This is a genomic window from Pseudoalteromonas sp. MMG005 (genome assembly GCF_018101015.1).
GTDB classification, from domain to species: domain Bacteria; phylum Pseudomonadota; class Gammaproteobacteria; order Enterobacterales; family Alteromonadaceae; genus Pseudoalteromonas; species Pseudoalteromonas aurantia.
In genome coordinates this window covers 102,838-121,569 of record NZ_JAGJEK010000012.1, presented here as the reverse complement: position 1 = coordinate 121,569, position 18,732 = coordinate 102,838, and the positions used below count along the sequence as shown (strand labels likewise).

Annotated in this window: 16 protein-coding genes; 5 read left to right on the top strand and 11 right to left on the bottom strand. The window is 40.3% G+C overall.

From position 1 onward, the window contains the following. Positions 1-78 precede the first annotated feature (78 nt). Entirely contained in the window at positions 79-2,142 is a 2,064-nt protein-coding gene (locus J8M01_RS11050) for a tetratricopeptide repeat protein (protein WP_211058019.1), read from the top strand. A 34-nt stretch (positions 2,143-2,176) separates the two neighbouring features. Here the strand turns inward: J8M01_RS11050 and J8M01_RS11045 are convergent, their stop codons facing one another. The 7 genes from J8M01_RS11045 to J8M01_RS11015 all read right to left on the bottom strand — a co-directional run bounded on the left by J8M01_RS11045 (position 2,177) and on the right by J8M01_RS11015 (position 8,178). Beyond that, entirely contained in the window at positions 2,177-2,692 is a 516-nt protein-coding gene (locus tag J8M01_RS11045) for a YdcF family protein (protein ID WP_211058018.1), read from the bottom strand. A 19-nt stretch (positions 2,693-2,711) separates the two neighbouring features. After that, a complete protein-coding gene (locus J8M01_RS11040; RefSeq protein ID WP_211058017.1) occupies positions 2,712-3,341 on the bottom strand; it encodes a LysE family translocator in 630 nt (209 codons plus the stop codon). Between the two features lie 22 nt (positions 3,342-3,363). Then, positions 3,364-3,828 (bottom strand): GNAT family N-acetyltransferase, encoded by a 465-nt coding sequence (locus J8M01_RS11035; protein WP_211058016.1) that lies wholly within the window; start codon positions 3,826-3,828, stop codon positions 3,364-3,366. 163 nt (positions 3,829-3,991) lie between these two features. Beyond that, positions 3,992-4,621, bottom strand: coding sequence for a uracil phosphoribosyltransferase (gene upp, locus J8M01_RS11030; RefSeq protein ID WP_210997567.1), 630 nt, complete (start codon positions 4,619-4,621; stop codon positions 3,992-3,994). A 139-nt stretch (positions 4,622-4,760) separates the two neighbouring features. Further along, entirely contained in the window at positions 4,761-5,309 is a 549-nt protein-coding gene (locus J8M01_RS11025) for an NAD(P)H nitroreductase (RefSeq protein WP_211058015.1), read from the bottom strand. 110 nt (positions 5,310-5,419) lie between these two features. Then, positions 5,420-6,112: a DoxX family protein gene (locus J8M01_RS11020; RefSeq protein ID WP_211058014.1), complete on the bottom strand. Its 693-nt coding sequence runs from the start codon at positions 6,110-6,112 to the stop codon at positions 5,420-5,422. A gap of 104 nt (positions 6,113-6,216) precedes the next feature. Next, a complete protein-coding gene (locus J8M01_RS11015; protein ID WP_211058013.1) occupies positions 6,217-8,178 on the bottom strand; it encodes an NADPH-dependent 2,4-dienoyl-CoA reductase in 1,962 nt (653 codons plus the stop codon). Between the two features lie 260 nt (positions 8,179-8,438). Between J8M01_RS11015 and sppA the strand changes: the two genes are divergently transcribed. Both sppA and ansA read left to right on the top strand, forming a co-directional pair. Beyond that, positions 8,439-10,313, top strand: coding sequence for a signal peptide peptidase SppA (sppA, locus tag J8M01_RS11010; protein WP_211058012.1), 1,875 nt, complete (start codon positions 8,439-8,441; stop codon positions 10,311-10,313). A 66-nt stretch (positions 10,314-10,379) separates the two neighbouring features. Beyond that, positions 10,380-11,390, top strand: coding sequence for an asparaginase (ansA, locus tag J8M01_RS11005; protein ID WP_192507496.1), 1,011 nt, complete (start codon positions 10,380-10,382; stop codon positions 11,388-11,390). A gap of 359 nt (positions 11,391-11,749) precedes the next feature. Here the strand turns inward: ansA and J8M01_RS11000 are convergent, their stop codons facing one another. After that, complete coding sequence (locus J8M01_RS11000) at positions 11,750-12,175, bottom strand: N-acetyltransferase (protein ID WP_211058011.1); 426 nt, start codon at positions 12,173-12,175, stop codon at positions 11,750-11,752. 826 nt (positions 12,176-13,001) lie between these two features. On the opposite strand from J8M01_RS11000, the gene J8M01_RS10995 reads away from it, so the two are divergent. Then, positions 13,002-13,373 carry a hypothetical protein gene (locus tag J8M01_RS10995; protein WP_211058010.1) on the top strand — a complete coding sequence of 124 codons (372 nt, stop codon included), beginning with the start codon at positions 13,002-13,004 and terminating at the stop codon, positions 13,371-13,373. 89 nt (positions 13,374-13,462) lie between these two features. Further along, positions 13,463-15,430, top strand: coding sequence for a TonB-dependent receptor (locus J8M01_RS10990; protein ID WP_211058009.1), 1,968 nt, complete (start codon positions 13,463-13,465; stop codon positions 15,428-15,430). Between the two features lie 142 nt (positions 15,431-15,572). On the opposite strand, the gene J8M01_RS10985 is transcribed toward J8M01_RS10990, so the two are convergent. The 3 genes from J8M01_RS10985 to J8M01_RS10975 all read right to left on the bottom strand — a co-directional run bounded on the left by J8M01_RS10985 (position 15,573) and on the right by J8M01_RS10975 (position 18,676). Next, entirely contained in the window at positions 15,573-16,100 is a 528-nt protein-coding gene (locus J8M01_RS10985; RefSeq protein WP_211058008.1) for a GNAT family N-acetyltransferase, read from the bottom strand. Between the two features lie 158 nt (positions 16,101-16,258). Continuing rightward, positions 16,259-16,786 (bottom strand): PepSY-associated TM helix domain-containing protein, encoded by a 528-nt coding sequence (locus tag J8M01_RS10980; protein ID WP_211058007.1) that lies wholly within the window; start codon positions 16,784-16,786, stop codon positions 16,259-16,261. A 9-nt stretch (positions 16,787-16,795) separates the two neighbouring features. Then, complete coding sequence (locus J8M01_RS10975; protein ID WP_211058006.1) at positions 16,796-18,676, bottom strand: TonB-dependent receptor; 1,881 nt, start codon at positions 18,674-18,676, stop codon at positions 16,796-16,798. Positions 18,677-18,732 lie beyond the last annotated feature (56 nt).

Here is an 18,732-nt window from a genome sequence, read left to right as displayed (position 1 = left end):
TTTACCACCATTCGAATTCGTAAACAGAGTAATCTTAGCTACACTCAATAAAAGTATATGCAACAAGCGGTTTCTTGAATGAAAGAATGTTGTGGTTTTGTGATTTCTCTTTTTTTGGCGTTTTATCCACTTTTTACAACCGCTAAGATGTCAGATGAGGCATTTAGTGAACTACGAACACAAATTAGTACTGCCAGTAGAAAGTCTCCACTAGCCGGTATTGTTAAAGTGGATGAACTCATGGTACATCACAGCTTAAGCTTGGTGCCAGCTCAACGAATCAGGTTGCTATATTTAAAGTCTTGGTATCAAATTAACGCCGATCGTATCAAAGAAGCAATGAATACATTAGCTCAAGCACGGTTACTTGCCAGAGAAATTGAAGAGCCGGGTATTTTGTATAGCTACTACAGTATTTCGGCAAGTGCGTTTTCCAATGTAGAACTTTATGAACTTGCACTAGAAAATAACTTAAAAGCCTATGAAGAAGCCCCTTTATTAAAAAGTACTGAATTTATTCATCAGACAGAAAACAACATTGGCCATATTTATTTAAAGCTTGGTTTATTAGACGAAGCACAAAACTATTTTCAACGGTTTTATGAATCAGCATTAGCCTTAGATCAGCCTTCACAACAAAGCACAGGGCTTAATAATCTTGGAGAAGCAGCATTTTTAAAAGGTGAATTGGATAAAGCACTTGACCTTCATACTCAAGCTTTAGTGATCCGTCAGACCCATGGCTACGAGTATCATGAATCATGGTCACTTTACAATTTAGGCCGTGTGTATATAAAACGAGAAAATTACCAACAAGGTGAAAAATACCTCACGCAAGCAATTGATAACTGGCGCAAGCAAAACGCCGTATCAAAAACGATTCAACCCAAGCTTGAGCTCGCTAAAGCATACATACAACAACAAAGAACTGATGAAGCAATCAATATGCTTAAAGAAGTGGTCGACATCGGCTACCAATACCAACAATTTTCAGCGCTACAAGAAGCGTTAATGTTACAAAGTAAATTGACGCGTAAAGAAGGTTTATTGGCTGATGCCCTTATTGCACTTGATAAATATAATCTTGTGGCGAAAAAGTTTACACAGAAGCAAGCCTCAATAGGGTTAGCTTATATGGTATCGCAAACTGAATTACAAACAAAAGAAACTGCGCTTAAACAACTAGAACAACAACACCAGTTAACGTTATCCATGGCACGTGCGCAACAACAACGAGATTTCATATTGCTGATCAGTGCTGTAATAATTATTCTTATTTCAAGCTTTTTTTTATATCGTCTAAATAAACGCAAGCATCAATTACAGACATTAGTAGAGCAACTGGAAGCAACACAAGACAAATTAATTGAGTCAGAAAAAATGCGTGCTATGACCACCTTGGTCTCTGGTATGGCACATCAACTCAATACGCCTCTTGGTTTAGTCATCACTGCAAACTCGACTCTGCAAGCCCAAGTAAACACTCTCACTACCCAATTTTCGGAGCAAACCCTTACACAAAAAAAGCTTGCTGATTTCATTGGCGGCTCTACTGAATTGTTAGCCCTTAGCCAAAATAACACTGAAAAAGCGGCTGATTTAATTCAGCGCTTTAAAATGATGTCTTCAAAATTACAAATTAGCGAACTCAGCACGTTTACCTTGGTGCCTTTCTTAGAAGATAATATCGCAAGTTTGGTAAAAATTCATAAACACGCATTTTCGTCTCATGTTAATGGAGCTGACATAGAAATAACGAACTACAAGTCGGTGCTATTAAAAGTTATCACACAACTTGTCGAGAACTCCGTCAAACACGGCTTTGGCAATACAGTCACACCGCGCATCGATGTGCAAATCGTTCATATAGATGATAACAAAGTTGTGATCCACTACAAAGACAACGGTTCGGGGATCCCTAAGACCAAGCACAAACAAGTATTTGACCCATTTTATACGACTAGGCTCGGAGAAGGCAGCCTAGGACTGGGCCTCAATATTATTTATAATTCTGTCGTCCACATTATGAAAGGCGACGTAGAATGCACTGATGACAGCGAAGGCGCTCATTTTGTGATTAGTATCCCTGTCAATGTACAGCGCACAAGCTTAGTTGATTCATCAGACTCTGCACAGCTGTAACCTTTACCTCATCAAGGTTTGTTATTAATGTGATTTATGGTATCAAGTTTGACTTTTCAGCAAGAATATTCCGTTGTTCTCTTTTCATTGCAGCTGCTTCATGTGCCACTAACTGGCTGAGCTTATTCGCTGGCAGTGCAAAACTGCCAGCTGAAGATATCTCAATACTACAATTAGTTAGAACACTTTTAAACACATAGCTAGCCCGGGGCATATGAAAATCGGAGGTAACTAATATAATATGATAAATTCGAGCCTTTTTAAGGATACGCTGCGATAATGTGGCGTCTTCATATGTATATCGACTCAATGCATTTTCCAAAAAGGCCTGCTTAGGCACACCTTTTTTAACCATGTAGCGGCGCAGGTACTCAGCATGTGCAATGTTTGTTCTATTAAAATGATCGCCAAATCCGCCAGTACACAACAACTTATGGCTTCGCTTTGCATCAAATACAGTCAATGCGTGATCACAGCGCGAAATCGCAATCTCTGAAAGACTACCATCATCATTATTTGGGCTACCAAGCAAAACAATCGCTGAATTCATTTAGCCTCCTCTGAATAGTTTATAAATGTTCAATCGCTGCCCACATATCATGAACTAATTCACCGCAGACAGACAAAACCGAGACCAGTAATAGCGTAGCCATTATGTAGTTAAAACATCGCCGATGCTTTTTAGTCTGCAATGTTTTCTTTAATAAAGTGCCAAACATAAGCCATACTCCAACACACGGAAACGCAATAACTAAAAAGACTAACGCAATCAACACATTTTGCGATAAATACGCATCTCCTGCATTCGTAAAAGCCACTATTGCCCCGCTGGCGACTACCCACGCTTTTCCATTAACCCATTGAAACAATGCACCGTTCATAAATGTTAAAGGCTTAGCACGTGTTATTGACTGCATATCAGTATTAGATTTTGCAATGAGCCAAGCCAGATACACTAAATACACAACCCCAACACACTTTATAAATAACTGTAACGAAGGAAATAGCACAAACAACTGCCCAAACCCAAATCCAACGAGTAACAACATTGTTGCAAACCCGACGCTTATCCCTATTAATAATGGCATACTCCTACGTACACCAAAATTAACACCAGAGGTAAGGACTAATACATTATTTGGTCCAGGTGTAATCGAAGATGAAATAGCAAATAACGCAACTGCTAATAAGTTGTCCATGTGAGGCCTTACAAAATTCAGATTAACGACAAGAAAGCGTCATATATAGACATTCATTGTATGGAATTGTGCCAGGGTATGTAGCAAACCTAAAACCCGCTTTTTCATACGCACGAATAGCACTAAAATTATGCATTAACACAAACAAAGATACTTCTTCTAAATGAAAAAGTGTACGTCCTTGTTTTATGAGTAACGAGATCAGATGATTGGCGATACCTTCGCCTCTATGTTGTGGCGAAACACTTAAACGTCCTAAATGACATCGACCAAGCCGTTCATAAACTTGACCGAATGCGAAACATTCTTCTTTATTATCAACCAAAACATAAGATGACACTTTATTAAGGTTTAAATTTTCCTTGAATGATTCAAAATTAAATGGAAACGGAAAACTAGGGCCAGCCCACTCTCGAACAGCTTGCTCATCTTCAAACCACAGCATAAGTGTACGTAACTGTTTTTCAGCTGGTATTACTAATTCCATATTTTTATCCAACTTGCATCATATCGTTATAAATCACTTGTGTTTACAAAACATAATGGCCTAAAAAAAAGATCCGTGATCAATGGGCCTCATTAAGACTATATACTGCGATTCATGAAAAAATCAAACCGTGACTGCGTGGCGCACAGTAAAATGAGGAGTGTTATACCGTACCAAAAATTTTGTCTCCAGCATCACCAAGTCCTGGCACAATATATCCCTTTTCATTTAAGTGACTATCTAACGATGCGGTATATATTTCAACATCTGGGTGTGCACTGAGCGTTGCATTAACGCCTTCCGGAGCCGCAACCAATATCACCGCTTTTATTTTCTTACACCCGGCTTTTTTAAGCATATCTATCGTCGCAATGAGTGAACCACCTGTTGCTAACATCGGATCAATCACCAAGCTCAAGCGTTCATCAATTTTACCCACCAACTTCTCAAAATACGGTACCGGTTCAAGCGTTTCTTCGTTTCGTTGTAACCCTACAACACTTACTTTTGCCGCTGGTATTAGCTCCATAACGCCATCCATCATGCCTAACCCCGCTCGTAATATAGGCACAACCGTGATTTTTTTTCCATGTAACTTAGCAACTTGAATGTCACTGCCTTCCCACCCTTTTATTGTTTGAGTTTCTAAAGGGAGATCTTTTGTTGCTTCATACGTTAATAAAGTGCCAATTTCAGCAACCAATTCGCGGAAGCTTTTCGTGCTGATCCCTTGCTGTCGAAGCAACGCAAGTTTATGTTGAACTAGAGGGTGATTAATTGTGTGTAAAGCCATCAAATTTTCCATATTTACAGTAATGACATTATTATAGAGGTAATTAGTAGGCCATGTACTTTACACGTAAAAAATATTTCCAAAGAAGGTGGTGTAAAATACACAATGGTTTGTGCTAACAGACCATTGTGATTTTTTATTATAGGGATTCGAAAAACTGCTCTGGTGTACTTCTAATTGGCTTAGTGCAAGTTACAGTAGGTGTACCTAAATATAAATACCCTACAATCTCATCTTCTGCTTTCATACCTAAAAGCGTTTTAACTTTTGGGCTTTGTGCAAAATACCCTGTGCGCCATACACCAGATAAATGCTGTGCGAATGCAGCTTGTTGCATAGCAAACACGCTGCACGCAGCACTTTCTATTTGTTCGATACGCGGCACCTTTGGGTGCTCTTGAAATGGGCAAATGGCAATAATTAACATAGGCGCTCTTTGAGGAAGCTCTCTAGCACGATTAATAATGCGCTCTTCCTGCTGCTCTTCAACAGCGGCCTGATAATATATGTCACCCAGTTTATCCCTATCATCACCTTCAACAAGAATAAATCGCCATGGCTTAAGTGAACCATGATCAGGCACTTTTAACGCTGCTTTTTTTATTATCTCTAGTTGTGCTTGTGATGGCCCAGGAAATGATAAATTGCTATCTGATTGGCGCGTGGTTAAGAGTTCAATGGCATCCATGATAACAAACCTTTAATGAGTAATGAGTGTTATTTAGGATACCATCATATGTGTGGCTGGGCTATGACAACTCGATATAAATCATTTATTTATATCCTAACAAATCCCTATTAATTACCCTTATTGACGAGTTTACGTTTCAACCAAAAATCAACACTCACAAATCGCCCTCCACCACTGAATATCAGACTAAGCAACATCGCAAAATAAATCGCAGCAAATTCTATCCCATTGTTAAGTACAGCTATCGACCCTTTTTCATACAAGTAATCTGGGAATCCATGCTCACTAACAATGCCCTTTATTCTATCTAATCGCTCCCCGACCTCTAAGCTATTATCTAAACTATCTTGAGCGCCTGGTATGTTCAACCACTCAAATACTTGAGCGGCGCTTGTATCAGGGTTCGTAGGAGCAATAGCAAACCAGCCATTGTGCCAATGCACTGTAGTTGCAGCAATAAACATTGTAAACATAAGTGGAATCGCGGCAATTCTTGTAAAAAGGCCGATTAAAATTAGCCAGCCACCTAAGAATTCAGACCAACCTGCTAGAAATGCCAATAAGTCAGGAAACGGTAATCCTAACCCCCACTCACTATTGCCAAACCATGCCACAACATTTGAGTCTGGCAACAAAGTACTTGGAAAACTTATATCCTCATTCGCTAAATTCAATTTATTGAACCCAGCTATAATCATGATTGGGGCTAGTATCAGCCGAAATAATAACGGGGGGATCCCATCTAAAACGTGTATTTTGTCTAGAATTTTTTGATAAAGGGCGTGAATTTGTAACAGCATGTGCGGCCTTCTGATAGTTATATTTAAAACTTAGTTATCAGTGTAGACCGCATTTTGAAAAATTTTATTGCACAAGAATAAAGAAAAAAGTATGAGTTTTATCTTTATATCACCCTAGCAACCTGTAGCGCTTCATAAATCGCTCGTTTAGCATCTATTGCGCTTGCCAATTTGGCGCCGCCGATAACATGTTGATTATCGGGTAAAGCTTCTTTGTTAAATAGCTTATCATTTGATACTTGCCCGATACACGCAATGACAGTATCAACCTCTAGCCAAGTTTCTTTGCCATTAACACTTACCAACAGTCCCTTATCTGAAAAAGCAACATATTCACACCCAGCAATTTGCTCAACATCGTGGTGCTTTGCTACTTGTCGATGTATCCACCCCGTTGTTTTACCTAAATCACTGCCGAATCGACCGTCACTGCGCTTTAACATATAGAGCTTGCGAGGGTCTTTGGTTTGGTTTGCTTCACATTCTATTCCCCATTGCAGCTTAAAATCATCAATTGACTGCTCGGGTGTTTCTGCTAGAAACGCCACCATATCAAACCCAATACCACCGGCACCCAAAATGGCGATTCGCTCGCCAAGCTCCACCTCACCTCTAATTACCTCATCGTACGCATACACCTGTTTCCCGTCTGTACACTGTATAGGAGATAAACGAGGCGTTACACCGGTTGCAAACACAACATCATCATATTTGCTGAGCATTTCTTCGCTATATGCGGTATCAAGCGTCAAATTTACCTTTAGCCGTTTAAGTTCAGACAAGTAAAATGCCAATGTCTTTTTAAAATCTTCTTTACCCGGAATTTGCATAGCAAGATTGAACTGACCACCTGGGTGCGTATTCTTATCAATTAAAGTGACCTTATGGCCTTTTTTTGCCAAATAGTAACTCACCGACAACCCAGCTGGACCTGCACCGACTACTAATACGTCCTTCGGCTTTTCAGCGAGTTCTAATGGATAATCTAGCTCAAACCCAGCCTGTGGATTTACCAAACATGTCGCACGCTTTCCTTTAAAAACATGATCTAAGCACCCTTGATTGCAGCCAATACAAATATTAATTTGTTCACTGTGATTATTGCGGTATTTGTTAAAAAACTCAGGATCTGCCAATAGTGGCCGAGCCATTGAAATTAAATCGGCTTCGCCATTTTGTAATATATCATTGGCAATATCGGGCGTATTAATGCGATTAACAGCAATGACAGGAATATTTACTACATCTTTCAAGCGCTTTGATGCTTCTTTAAATGCGCCTGGTGGAACCATGCTCGCTATCGTTGGAACACGTGCTTCGTGCCACCCTATCCCAGTATTGAGAATATCAACACCCGCCGCCTCGAGCGCCTTTGCTTGAGTTGTTACCTCTTCAGGCGTTGAACCATTCGGAATTAAATCCATCACTGACAGCCTAAAAATGATCATGAACTTATCGGATACATTTTCCCTAACTGCTTTGACTATCTCAATCGCTAAACGCATTCTATTGTCTAAGTTACCACCGTATTTGTCACTGCGTTTATTGGTATGACTGGCCATAAACTCATTGATCAAATACCCTTCCGATCCCATTACTTCCACTCCATCATAACCGGCTTTCTCCGCAAGTTTTGCCGAATGTGCGAAAGCTTTAATAGTGCTTTGGATCATGTTCAATGACATGCTTTTAGGCTTATATGGATTAATGGGCGCCTTTACTGCGCTTGGTGCAACATTAAAAGGATGATAAGCGTAGCGGCCTGCATGTAAAAGTTGCAGACAAATTTTAGCCCCATGTTGATGAACTGCACGTGTGTAGGCTCGGTGTTTAACAACATCATAGTAGCTATTAAAAGAAGAAGAAATTGGCGTCAACTTTCCTCTAATATTAGGGCTGTACCCTCCAGTAATAATCAGTCCAGTGCCACCTTTAGCTCTGGCCTCATAAAATGCACTTAAACGCTTTCGGTTATGCCATCCCTCTTCTAACCCTGTGTGCATTGAACCCATAACTAAGCGATTACGTAATTCAGTGTGTTTTAATTCTATTTTTTTTTCTAACATTACCTGCCCCGGCTAACTGGTCTAACCTGTGCAACATTATCAATTTCCCATGAATTAGCAAGTACCTTAAGAAGTAAATTAATTGTTTATTTCCATTAATGACGTTTTATTGCTAAGTTTCTCACGCTATTGATACATTTTTAGGATGTTTAGACGTCTATAAATACTTCGTTACGTTTTTATCGTTACACCTTTATATTTTCTGAGGTAATATCACAATAGCGAACATTTTAGGTACTCCTATATATTGAGGTCTGATTTTGAATTTAATTGGTAAACTTTTTAAAGGGCTATGGCATGGCCTTAACTTTTCTCGCCGCCTTGTCTTGAATTTGTTATTTTTAGGCATAATTGTTGGCGTTGTGATAAGCGCATCAAGTACAAAAGATGAAGTTGTTATTGATGACAGCAGCGTACTTCGACTCAATTTACAAGGTGCGTTAGTTGAAGAGCTTACATATGTTGATCCCTTTGACGCAGCATTAAATGATGCAACCAACTCTAACGATCAGCCTAAAGAAATTTTATTGGATGACGTTTTACGTGTGATCAATGAAGCAAAGCATGATAACCGCATTCAAGTCTTATTACTTGATTTAAAAGGCTTGCGAGGTGGGCACTTAGACAAACTACGCAGCATTGCAAGTGCAATAGAAGCCTTTAAAGAGTCGGGTAAACAAGTTTTCGCCCATGGTTCATATTATTCACAAGGCCAGTATTATTTGGCATCAAAAGCAGATTCCATTTCTCTACACCCATATGGTGGTGTCGATATTCGCGGTTTTGCAACATACCCACTGTATTTTAAAGATGCATTGGAAAAATTAAAAGTAACGCAACACATTTTCCGCGTAGGTACATATAAATCGGCTGTTGAACCTTTTATTCGCAACAACATGTCTGAACCCGCAAAAGAAGCGAGTAAACTTTGGCTAAATGAACTTTGGACACAATACAAACAAGACATTGTCGCTTCTCGATCATTTGATGTGTCAAACTTTGATGAAACAACAGAGCAGTATTTAACAAAAATAGAGCGAGTTGATGGTGATTACGCACAGTATGCACTGTCAAATGGCTGGGTCGATACATTAAAAACCGATCAACAATTGCAACAAGAACTGATTGAGTTAGTCGGTAAAAATAAATCAGGCAAAAGCTATAAACAAGTATCATTCAGTAAATACCTAAACTACATCACACCAGCAGTTGATATGGTAAACCCGGTCACCGAAAAAGTGGCAGTTATCGTAGCAAGGGGTAACATTGTTGACGGTAAGCAAAAAGCGGGTCGTATTGGCGGAGAGTCAACCGCTGCATTACTCAAAAAAGCACGTCTTGACGACAAAGTTAAAGCTGTTGTACTTCGTATTGATTCCGGTGGTGGCAGTATGTTCGCCTCTGAAATAATCCGTAATGAGGTACTTGCTATTAAAGAAGCAGGGAAACCGGTTGTCGCCTCGATGGGGTCTGTGGCTGCATCTGGCGGTTATTGGATAGCCACATCTGCAAACGAAATTTGGGCATCACCAAGTACAATTACTGGGTCCATTGGCGTATTTGGTTTAATAATGACCTTTGAGAATGCACTAAATGATTTAGGTATTTATTCTGATGGTGTAGCAACTACCGAGTTACACGATATTTCACTGTCACGCGGTTTAAACCCGCAACTAGCGCAAGTACTCCAACTTGGGGTAGAAAACGCCTATGACAAATTCATTAGTGTGGTGGCAAACTCTCGAGGCCTTGAAAAATCGGCTGTTGATAAAGTCGCACAAGGGCGTGTTTGGACTGCAACACAGGCGAAAGAGTTTGGTCTTATTGATAACTTAGGTGACAAAAAAGACGCTATTTCTGCCGCAGCCAAGCTCGCAAACTTAGAGTTTTACGACATCATCACTATTGAACAAACGTTATCTGAGAAAGAGTTATTACTAAGAGAGATTTTTGGCTCAGCCATGGTTCACGATACACTCAGTGCACTCGCGCCACAATCGAGTTTATTAAAATTAATAGAGCAAGGATTTGGCAATATAAGCACTGATTTAAGTCACCATCTCACGACGTTATCACAAATGAACGACCCTAACGGTATCTATACACAATGCGTGGTATGCCAGATAACATATTGATCATTCGCTGCAATAATTAGCGACACTTGATATACTAAGCCCAGAATCGATTCTGGGCTTTTTAATATGAAAAGAAAAAAAATATACATCGCTTATACCGGTGGTACCATCGGTATGAAGCAATCTAGTCGTGGTTATATACCTGCCGAAGGCTATTTAACTGAAACGGTAAAAAGTAACGCTGAGTTCACGCGTGAAGAAATGCCGCTTTTTGATATTCATGAATATTGCCCGTTGATCGATTCTTCTGATATGTCACCTCATCATTGGCAATTGATTGCAGATGACATTAAAGCCAAATATGATCAATACGATGGATTCGTTGTGCTACACGGTACCGACACCATGGCATATACCGCGTCAGCTTTGTCTTTCATGTTTGAAAATCTAACCAAACCGGTCATTGTGACAGGCTCACAGATCCCTTTATCTCAACTTCGTTCTGATGGACAAGTGAACCTCTTAAATGCAATGTACTTGGCGGCCAACTATCCAATTGCAGAAGTCAGCTTGTTCTTTAACAATAAGCTATTCAGAGGCAATCGCGCCACCAAAGCACATGCAGATGGCTTTGACGCATTCTCTTCTCCTAACTTGCCCCCCCTGGCACAATCAGGGATCAACATAAAACTAAAAGAAGGTAAGTTAAGCCCTTATGTAGAGCAAGCACTGCAAGTGACGCCTATCACACCTCAACCTGTGGGCGTGCTCTATCTTTACCCTGGGATCAATATAAATATTGTCAATAATATCCTTGACGGTGATATACGCGCACTCATTTTACTGAGCTTTGGTGTTGGCAACGCACCACAACAACCACCATTTCTAAATGCTTTAAAAGCAGCGTATGACAGAGGCGTCGTCATTGTAAACTTAACTCAATGTATTCAAGGTCAAGTAAATATGGGCGGTTATGCTACAGGAAATGCCCTTCTCAACTGTGGTGTGATCAGTGGCTATGATATGACATTAGAAGCGTGTATCGCCAAATTGCATTATTTATTCAGCCAACAGTTAGAAATTGAAACTGTCAGGCATTTAATGCAAGACAATTTAAGAGGTGAAATAACTCGGTAACTGTGTGGATATGTTAATAGGCTGGTTATCATTAAGCGTAATGAATAAGAAATGTTTAATTCACAAGCAGTGACACGACGGCTTATCAAATGCAAAGACAGTGTTACTGGGACTCCATTGTCTTTGTTATTAGAGTGCCCTGCTTGATAAAGTGATCATTTTGCTTAACTGAGCCTTTCACTAACTGGACGAATGAGCCATCTCCTTGAGTAGCGGCTAGATTAAGGTGAACCGCGATGAATGTGTAATGGCCGTAAACTATTTTGACAGCTAACCGACATAGCGAAATTGAATAAATTTAAAGATTGCTGAAACAAATTAGTCTAAAAAGAATCAGGATGCTTTTGGCCTGAGAAGGTTCACATGTGTATGCTCATGGCGTATTCAGCACAGCCAGTATGCTCACAAATGTGCTCATTATCTACCTCAAAACCTTGAGAAAGATAGAACTTGTAAGTCGCCTCATTATCTTTGTATACGTTTAAAGTCAATTCCAAACACTGCTCTTTAGCATGTGCCATTAACTGCTTACCTACACCTTGACCTTGATGTTCAGGTGAGACAAAAATTGCTGCTAACAGGTTTTCATATAGTGAGTAGAAACCAATGACGTCCCCATCAATTTCAAACACATAAGTTTTCGATGCTGGGATGTAGATTTCACGCATGTTTGAAACTTGAGATCCCCAAAATTCTGCTGCGACAAAATCATGAGCTTTAGTTGATGCTTGAAGCCAAATATCGAGAACTAACTCACTATCTTCTTGTTTATATTGTCTGATCATCTTCGATTCATCCATCGTGAACTATAAAAATATTAAGTCACATTATGACGGCCCCAACGACCAAATAATTGAAGATTTACGACAACTCACATTAGCTTGGGAAATTTGTGCCTGTCCTTTTTATTTTTGTTATTTTTGTCGTCCTATCTGAATCACGCCCCAACGCATTGCCAAACGCATCGGCTAGCTTAAATATCTAGCCTAATTGCGTTGGGTGTAATTTTTAATTTATTTAATTGCAATATTTAAGCGTTATTTCTTTTTTCTACTTTTAATATGCAAGGAATATCCAACGGTCGCCTTTCTCCCTCAACCATTGCTGTAGGCCCTTCTCCCTTTAGCCAAAGATAATGTATTCTGAGTTCATCTCCTAGAGATAGATGTTTATAATTTGTTATATTCTTACCGCAACAACCACTAGGCGAGTAAGTAACTGGCCTAGGCCTAATCGTAAGACCCCGATTTTGCATATTATACAAGACCAATGAGGCAGTAATAACGCCGCTTCTACCTTTATAACATTTAACCTCATTCTTTACTGTTTTTTGGTGTAAAACGAGTTTACTCCGAGTTAAAAATGAGGGAGTGTGTGTTACTTCACTCGAATAAGATTGTATGGCATATTGAGAATGCGCATATGCCCCTCACTTTGCTCTACCTTTCTCTACTTTATCTTGTCATGCAGCGGCAATGGTGTGTTCAATGAATCCATACGCCATCAAAAACATCAACCCATTACCACTTTTATAGCAAAAAGCTGCGATTAAACATTCACATAGCGAAAGAAATTCATTAGACTAGCCTCGAATTCTTTATTGAGACCTTTATGCTTCAACCATTTTCAAAAATACTGGTTATTTTTATGATGATGATTGCCTTTTTTGGGCAAGCTGCAGCGTATAGTATTTCTGTAACAATGAATGTATCAACTGACGCTCATTCGGTTATTGATACCGCCAGCATTTCTGCTGATAGCTTAGCCACATCAAACAGTTCAAGCGATGATTGCTGTGACGTTGAATGTTGTGAAGCTGAATGTATTTGCCCAGCCAATACATGTACAACTACCCTATATTTGCCGAATGAAGAAGCTGGCGCTGAGTGTGCTGCTTCATCGCACTCAATCTTTCCTCATAATACTCAACGCCCCACTCCCATAGTGAAATCACTTTTTCGACCGCCAATTGTAACCTCATAAGAGATGAGCACAGCTTATTCTTTTTAAAAGTTAAAAATAATACAAATCAGTGCATTGCACACAATTTTTAGCGTTCTTTGAGGTCAAAAATGCTTCCTAAATATACCAAATTGGCAACAGCAGTGTTGCTAATACCTTCGCTTACGTACGCCAGTGAGCAGCATAATGAACATGAACACCATGAACATGAGCAAAAAAATATAGAAAAAATTCAAGTAACAGCCTCTCGATTAGGTCGTATTGTTACAGAGTCAGCCACTCGGACTGAAATCATTAATGGTGAAGAAATTCAAGAGAAAGCACTGATGCGACCAGGGAATATTTCTATGTTGGTGGCCGAAACTGGAGGCGTAAGAGTACAAAATACCTCGCCAGCACTCGGTAGTGCCAACATTCGGCTGCAAGGGTTGTTTGGTAGATACACTCAACTACTGAGCGATGGGCTACCCTTGTACGGCGGCCAAACCGCCTCTATTGGTTTGCTACAAATTCCTCCGACAGACCTCGCAAATGTAGAGATAATTAAAGGCTCTGCGTCTTCCCTGTATGGCGGCTCTGCACTTGGTGGAGTAATCAATCTGATTTCGCGAACGCCCTCTGACAAGTTTGAAGGTGAAGTGCTTCTAAATGCAACCTCAAGAAATGGCCAAGACATTACATCTTATTTTTCATCTCCATTAACTGATTCACTGAGTGCATCGGTCACAGCAGGGTTGCATCACCAGCAAGAACAAGACCTTGACAATGATGGTTGGATAGACCTAGCTGGATATAAAAGGGCGAGTGTGCGCCCTCGAGTATATTGGTATGATGACAGTGGCGCCAATTTATACCTTACGTTTGGAGCAATGACAGAGCAGCGAGAAGGCGGCACATTGCCTAATGCAACCGTACCTGATGGAAACTTCTTCTTGCAAACACAAGACACCCTCAGAGTAGATAGTGGTTTTGTGTTTGATAAGCCGCTGGATGATGCTCTTAATATGAATATGCGTGGTTCCCTTACTCGTCAAGAACACCAGCATGAATTCGGTCAAGCCTTAGATGACGACACGCACGAGAGCTATTTAATAGAATCAAGTCTATCAGGGTATCACGATGCAACCGCTTGGGTTATCGGAGTTGCGTATCAAGCTGACAAATTCAATTCTATTGCGTATCCAGAGTTTGACTACCACTACGAAGTCCCTGGGTTATTTTCACAACTTGACTATGATATTAACCCAGATACAGCGATATCATTGAGTGCACGCACCGATTGGCATAATGAATATGGCACCCAAGTAAGCCCCCGTATTTCAGTGCTGTACAGCCCTGAAAATTGGCTGTTCCGAGGCTCATACGGGCAAGGCTTTTTTGCCCCTACCCCATTTATCGAAGACATTGAAGATGCCGGATTATCTCGGCTCGCTTCATTTGAAGGCCTTAATGAGGAGCGGGCCTCTACCGCTTCACTCGATATAAGCTATATCCTTGATAATATCGAAACCAGTGTGACCTTATTCGCTTCTGATATCGATGATGCAACCGAGCTGCACACCATAGAGCAAGCTCAAAAGCAAGTTCGTATTATTAATGCGATTGGTCAAAGTGAAATTCGTGGAGCTGAACTGTTGCTGCGCTATCGTTGGAGAGATATTAAATTTACCGGCAGCTATTTATACACAGATGCAAGCAAACAAGGGCAAACTGCCTTTGAGCGTACCACCTTAGCACTCACACCGGCACACTCTGCGGGGTTAGTTGTTATGTGGGAAGAACACGGTAGTCATTTACTTGGGTTTGAAGCTTACTATACAGGAACCCAGCACTTAGAAGGCAACCCTTATCGGGATAAAAGCGACGCGTACTGGCATTTAGGCTTGTTAGGCCAAATCACCCTTGGTCACATTAGCTGGTTTATTAATGCCGAAAACTTACTAAACATTAGGCAAACCAAAGAAGACACGCTGATATTACCTGAGCAATCACCGAGTGGTCGATGGACAACCGATATTTGGTCAAGAAATGATGGTTTTACGATCAATGCAGGTGTTCGTATTCAGTTTGGAGGTTAAACCCAATGTGAATGAAAAAAGATAGACATAGAATACATTTTTCCTGTGTCTATCTCATTTTAACTCGTATTTAAACCGCATTATGCCAAACCTAGGTTGCTGTGCTCAATCGTAATTTCACTCATCGGTAACATGATAACCGTTAACTTAAATTAGCCAATGCGCTCGGTGACTCCCAGCCATAAATAAACTCTTTCACTTTATTTCCACAAGGGGTGTGCCAGTATCCATAGTCAATATTTTGTCCACCATGGTACTTGTAAAACCGAATTGCCTGCTCATTACATGCGAGTACTTCAAGATACAAACCATCATTTTTATAGTTTACAAAGGCCCATGACGCTGCCGCTATCAGCAATTTAGTACCTAGCCCTTTGCCTTTGCAATTTTTTGCAACGTGTAGATTGTCAATAATCGACCCATATTTAAGGTGCTTGCCACCATACACACAGATAAATCCACAAAACCCTGTATTATCTTCAGCAATAAGTACATATTGATTTGGCGACGGTTTCATCAAGCGTTTCGTCCATACAGCGGTTCTTTCAACAAGAACTTGCTGATTTAAGTAATCTGCTCGCAATACATCACCGTAAGTTTCCCGCCAACTCTGTGCATGCAATCGAGCAATATTTGATAAATCTTTAAGACTCGCTTCGCGAATGTCCATGTTTACACCTAGATCCTTTGATTATTTCATTACTTTTTTATAAGCCAAAGCATGTCATTTATCCAACACAGTCGACCTGCAATCTATGTGGCTAAATAAACACAGCTAAGCCACCATATTTACTCAGAGCACTCATCACTTTTTTGCTGTTAGGGTATTCATTCATCTTTAAACCGCCTGTCCAGTTTTCTTTTTTTCTTTTTTCTATACGGTTGAATAAATAAAATAATGCCGGTTATGGAAATAATAAGAACAACTAGAGAAACTGGCAGCATGAGCCAGATGTTGGCATTTTTCTCGAAGAAAGTGCCATCATGAATTGACTCGATTAACTCTGAGTTACGTTGTGCTACGTGAAGTACCTTACCTGTCGTGCTATCAACTTGAATCTCTACACTATTGTGACTACGTATTTTCGTTATACCTTTACTCGGCCGAACATCTAGTCTGCGAATATCGTCCCAATCGGTTATATTGGCACTCTCTACTGATTTAGCCACCGTCAGTATTTGCTCAAATGTCATTGTTGGCACCGTAAACTCCCCCTTAGCCGTCGGGGGTTGAATAAAGCTAAACTCTTTTTTGACCAGTAGCAAAATACCGGTGACTAATACCACAAACAGCGGTAATGAAATAACAATACTCGCCCATTTGTGAATGCTTCTATTGGTTTTATATACACTCATTGCGCTTCTTTAAAACTGCCAGCTGGTTGATAATTTGAAACTTCGTTTAGGTTGAAATGCAGCATCTTCATCTAAACTCGCGTAATATTCTTCATTGGTTATATTATTCACACTTAAACTCACACTGTGATGCGCATTCAATTGATGCTCTAGAGATAAATCCCATACTATAAAGCTATTTCGTACCTGCTCAGAGTTACCGACTTGGTTAACCTCTAAATAGTAGCTATAAGAATTTGTTAATGACCACCGTTCGAAAGTAAGGCGTGCTCTCCAGCTTAACTTTCTAGGGTGTAAATCAGCTAATACTTGCCCTGAGTCATCTTCGCCAACTTGCTGCTGGTAACTTACTTCATGCTCGATGCTATCACTTTGGTACCATCGCAACTCACTCTCAAACCCATAAACCTGTGCTCTACCTAAGTTCCGATAGCTCAGTTGGACATCATTAAGCGTGTAACGCTCAATGTAATTGTTTAATTCATAGTGGTATAATGCGGTGTGGACGCTAATATGCTCTAGTGGATACCAAGTCACAAACAGTTGAGTGCCAACGCTGGTTTCAGGCCTTAATGTTTGCTCACCAGCAATAACACCTCTAGGCGTTTTACCATAAAAAAATCGCTCCGTCAGCGTTGGATAGCGAAAACCGTTGCCAATATCTAATCCGGCCTTGAACGTATCAGACAAAGGGAGCTCGATGCTCAGTGATGCATTAAAGTGATTATCAATAGAACGTTCAGCTTGCTGACTGTGTTGCATCAACCAATCATACCTTAACCCCAGAGCAAGTTGCACATCCTTCCAGTGCCATTGTGTTTTGCCATACAGAGCAAAGTTATCTTCTTTGCCCGTCATCTCATTGCTGATCAAGCTATAACTTATGCCCTCTTTCTCACTATGAAGATGGTAATCACTGGTAATTTTTACCCCTTTACGTGATAGCCAGTCAATACCCCAATAACTTTCTTGCTCTTTGAGTCTGATCTGATGTAGCCACTGCCCACCAAGTGTGTGGCTTTGATATTGCGTCAACCCATCGTACTGATCAAACCTGTGTGTTTCGCTATCCCAATTTTGATAGTGATGAAAAAGTTTAACTGACCACTTATCATCAGCACTTACTTGAAGCTGTGCCAATGAATGTTGTTCTTGCGGGTAACTACTGACTTGTCGAATTGGATACTTGATATTACTTTTGCCAATATTCTTGCCAATGCTTGGCAACCAAGAAGCCGTCGCTGTATACTCATCGAACTGATGTTTGTACCTTAACAGTCCTGACACACGTTCAAACTCAGTATTTAACACGTCACCATTAACAGCTTCGGCATCATTAGCCTGTTGATAAGCGAGAGCTGAAGTAAAATTATCATCTTGATGATTTACCGCCACACTTATTCCTTGGTCAACACTTTGTCCAGATACCCTTAACACAGTTTTATCCAGCGACTCAGTACTCAGGCTCACTACGCCCCCCAACGCTTGAGAACCATATAAAGCGGAACTCGGCCCTTTAATAACCCGGCCTGTACTGAATAGCTGTGGTGCAACAAAAGAAGCCGAGTTACCTGCACGTCTGTCAGTAATAATAGGAATACCGTCTATTTCAGTTCTTATTCGACCTCGACTAAAGCCACGAATAGAATAGCTTTGAAATTGGCCTCCTTGTCCACTTAGGTTAACGCCCACCAGTGTCGACAGTTGATCAGCAATGGTGCGATTTAGGGTATAGGTAGACCTATCATCTATGTACGACATGGCGTGCTCTGATCCGGCGATGACCAAAGGTTGTTTGGGCACTAAAATCTCAATGACTTCAAGCTCACTACCTTGCGCATAGACGAACAAAGAAGCCGACATCAATATAAAAAAACTTATGGTTTTCATTGTAGAGATACTGCTTTATTAGCTGGTTATTAAATAATGATTTAGTAATTAAATTA

What these genes read in the sequence shown, in the direction of transcription:
- J8M01_RS11050 (WP_211058019.1), top strand. Translation starts at nt 79, where the DNA reads ATGAAAGAATGTTGTGGTTTTGTGATTTCTCTTTTTTTGGCGTTTTAT.
- J8M01_RS11045 (WP_211058018.1), bottom strand. Translation starts at nt 2,692, where the DNA reads ATGAATTCAGCGATTGTTTTGCTTGGTAGCCCAAATAATGATGATGGT.
- J8M01_RS11040 (WP_211058017.1), bottom strand. Translation starts at nt 3,341, where the DNA reads ATGGACAACTTATTAGCAGTTGCGTTATTTGCTATTTCATCTTCGATT.
- J8M01_RS11035 (WP_211058016.1), bottom strand. Translation starts at nt 3,828, where the DNA reads ATGGAATTAGTAATACCAGCTGAAAAACAGTTACGTACACTTATGCTG.
- upp (WP_210997567.1), bottom strand. Translation starts at nt 4,621, where the DNA reads ATGGCTTTACACACAATTAATCACCCTCTAGTTCAACATAAACTTGCG.
- J8M01_RS11025 (WP_211058015.1), bottom strand. Translation starts at nt 5,309, where the DNA reads ATGGATGCCATTGAACTCTTAACCACGCGCCAATCAGATAGCAATTTA.
- J8M01_RS11020 (WP_211058014.1), bottom strand. Translation starts at nt 6,112, where the DNA reads ATGCTGTTACAAATTCACGCCCTTTATCAAAAAATTCTAGACAAAATA.
- J8M01_RS11015 (WP_211058013.1), bottom strand. Translation starts at nt 8,178, where the DNA reads ATGTTAGAAAAAAAAATAGAATTAAAACACACTGAATTACGTAATCGC.
- ansA (WP_192507496.1), top strand. Translation starts at nt 10,380, where the DNA reads ATGAAAAGAAAAAAAATATACATCGCTTATACCGGTGGTACCATCGGT.
- J8M01_RS11000 (WP_211058011.1), bottom strand. Translation starts at nt 12,175, where the DNA reads ATGATCAGACAATATAAACAAGAAGATAGTGAGTTAGTTCTCGATATT.
- J8M01_RS10995 (WP_211058010.1), top strand. Translation starts at nt 13,002, where the DNA reads ATGCTTCAACCATTTTCAAAAATACTGGTTATTTTTATGATGATGATT.
- J8M01_RS10990 (WP_211058009.1), top strand. Translation starts at nt 13,463, where the DNA reads ATGCTTCCTAAATATACCAAATTGGCAACAGCAGTGTTGCTAATACCT.
- J8M01_RS10985 (WP_211058008.1), bottom strand. Translation starts at nt 16,100, where the DNA reads ATGGACATTCGCGAAGCGAGTCTTAAAGATTTATCAAATATTGCTCGA.
- J8M01_RS10980 (WP_211058007.1), bottom strand. Translation starts at nt 16,786, where the DNA reads ATGAGTGTATATAAAACCAATAGAAGCATTCACAAATGGGCGAGTATT.
- J8M01_RS10975 (WP_211058006.1), bottom strand. Translation starts at nt 18,676, where the DNA reads ATGAAAACCATAAGTTTTTTTATATTGATGTCGGCTTCTTTGTTCGTC.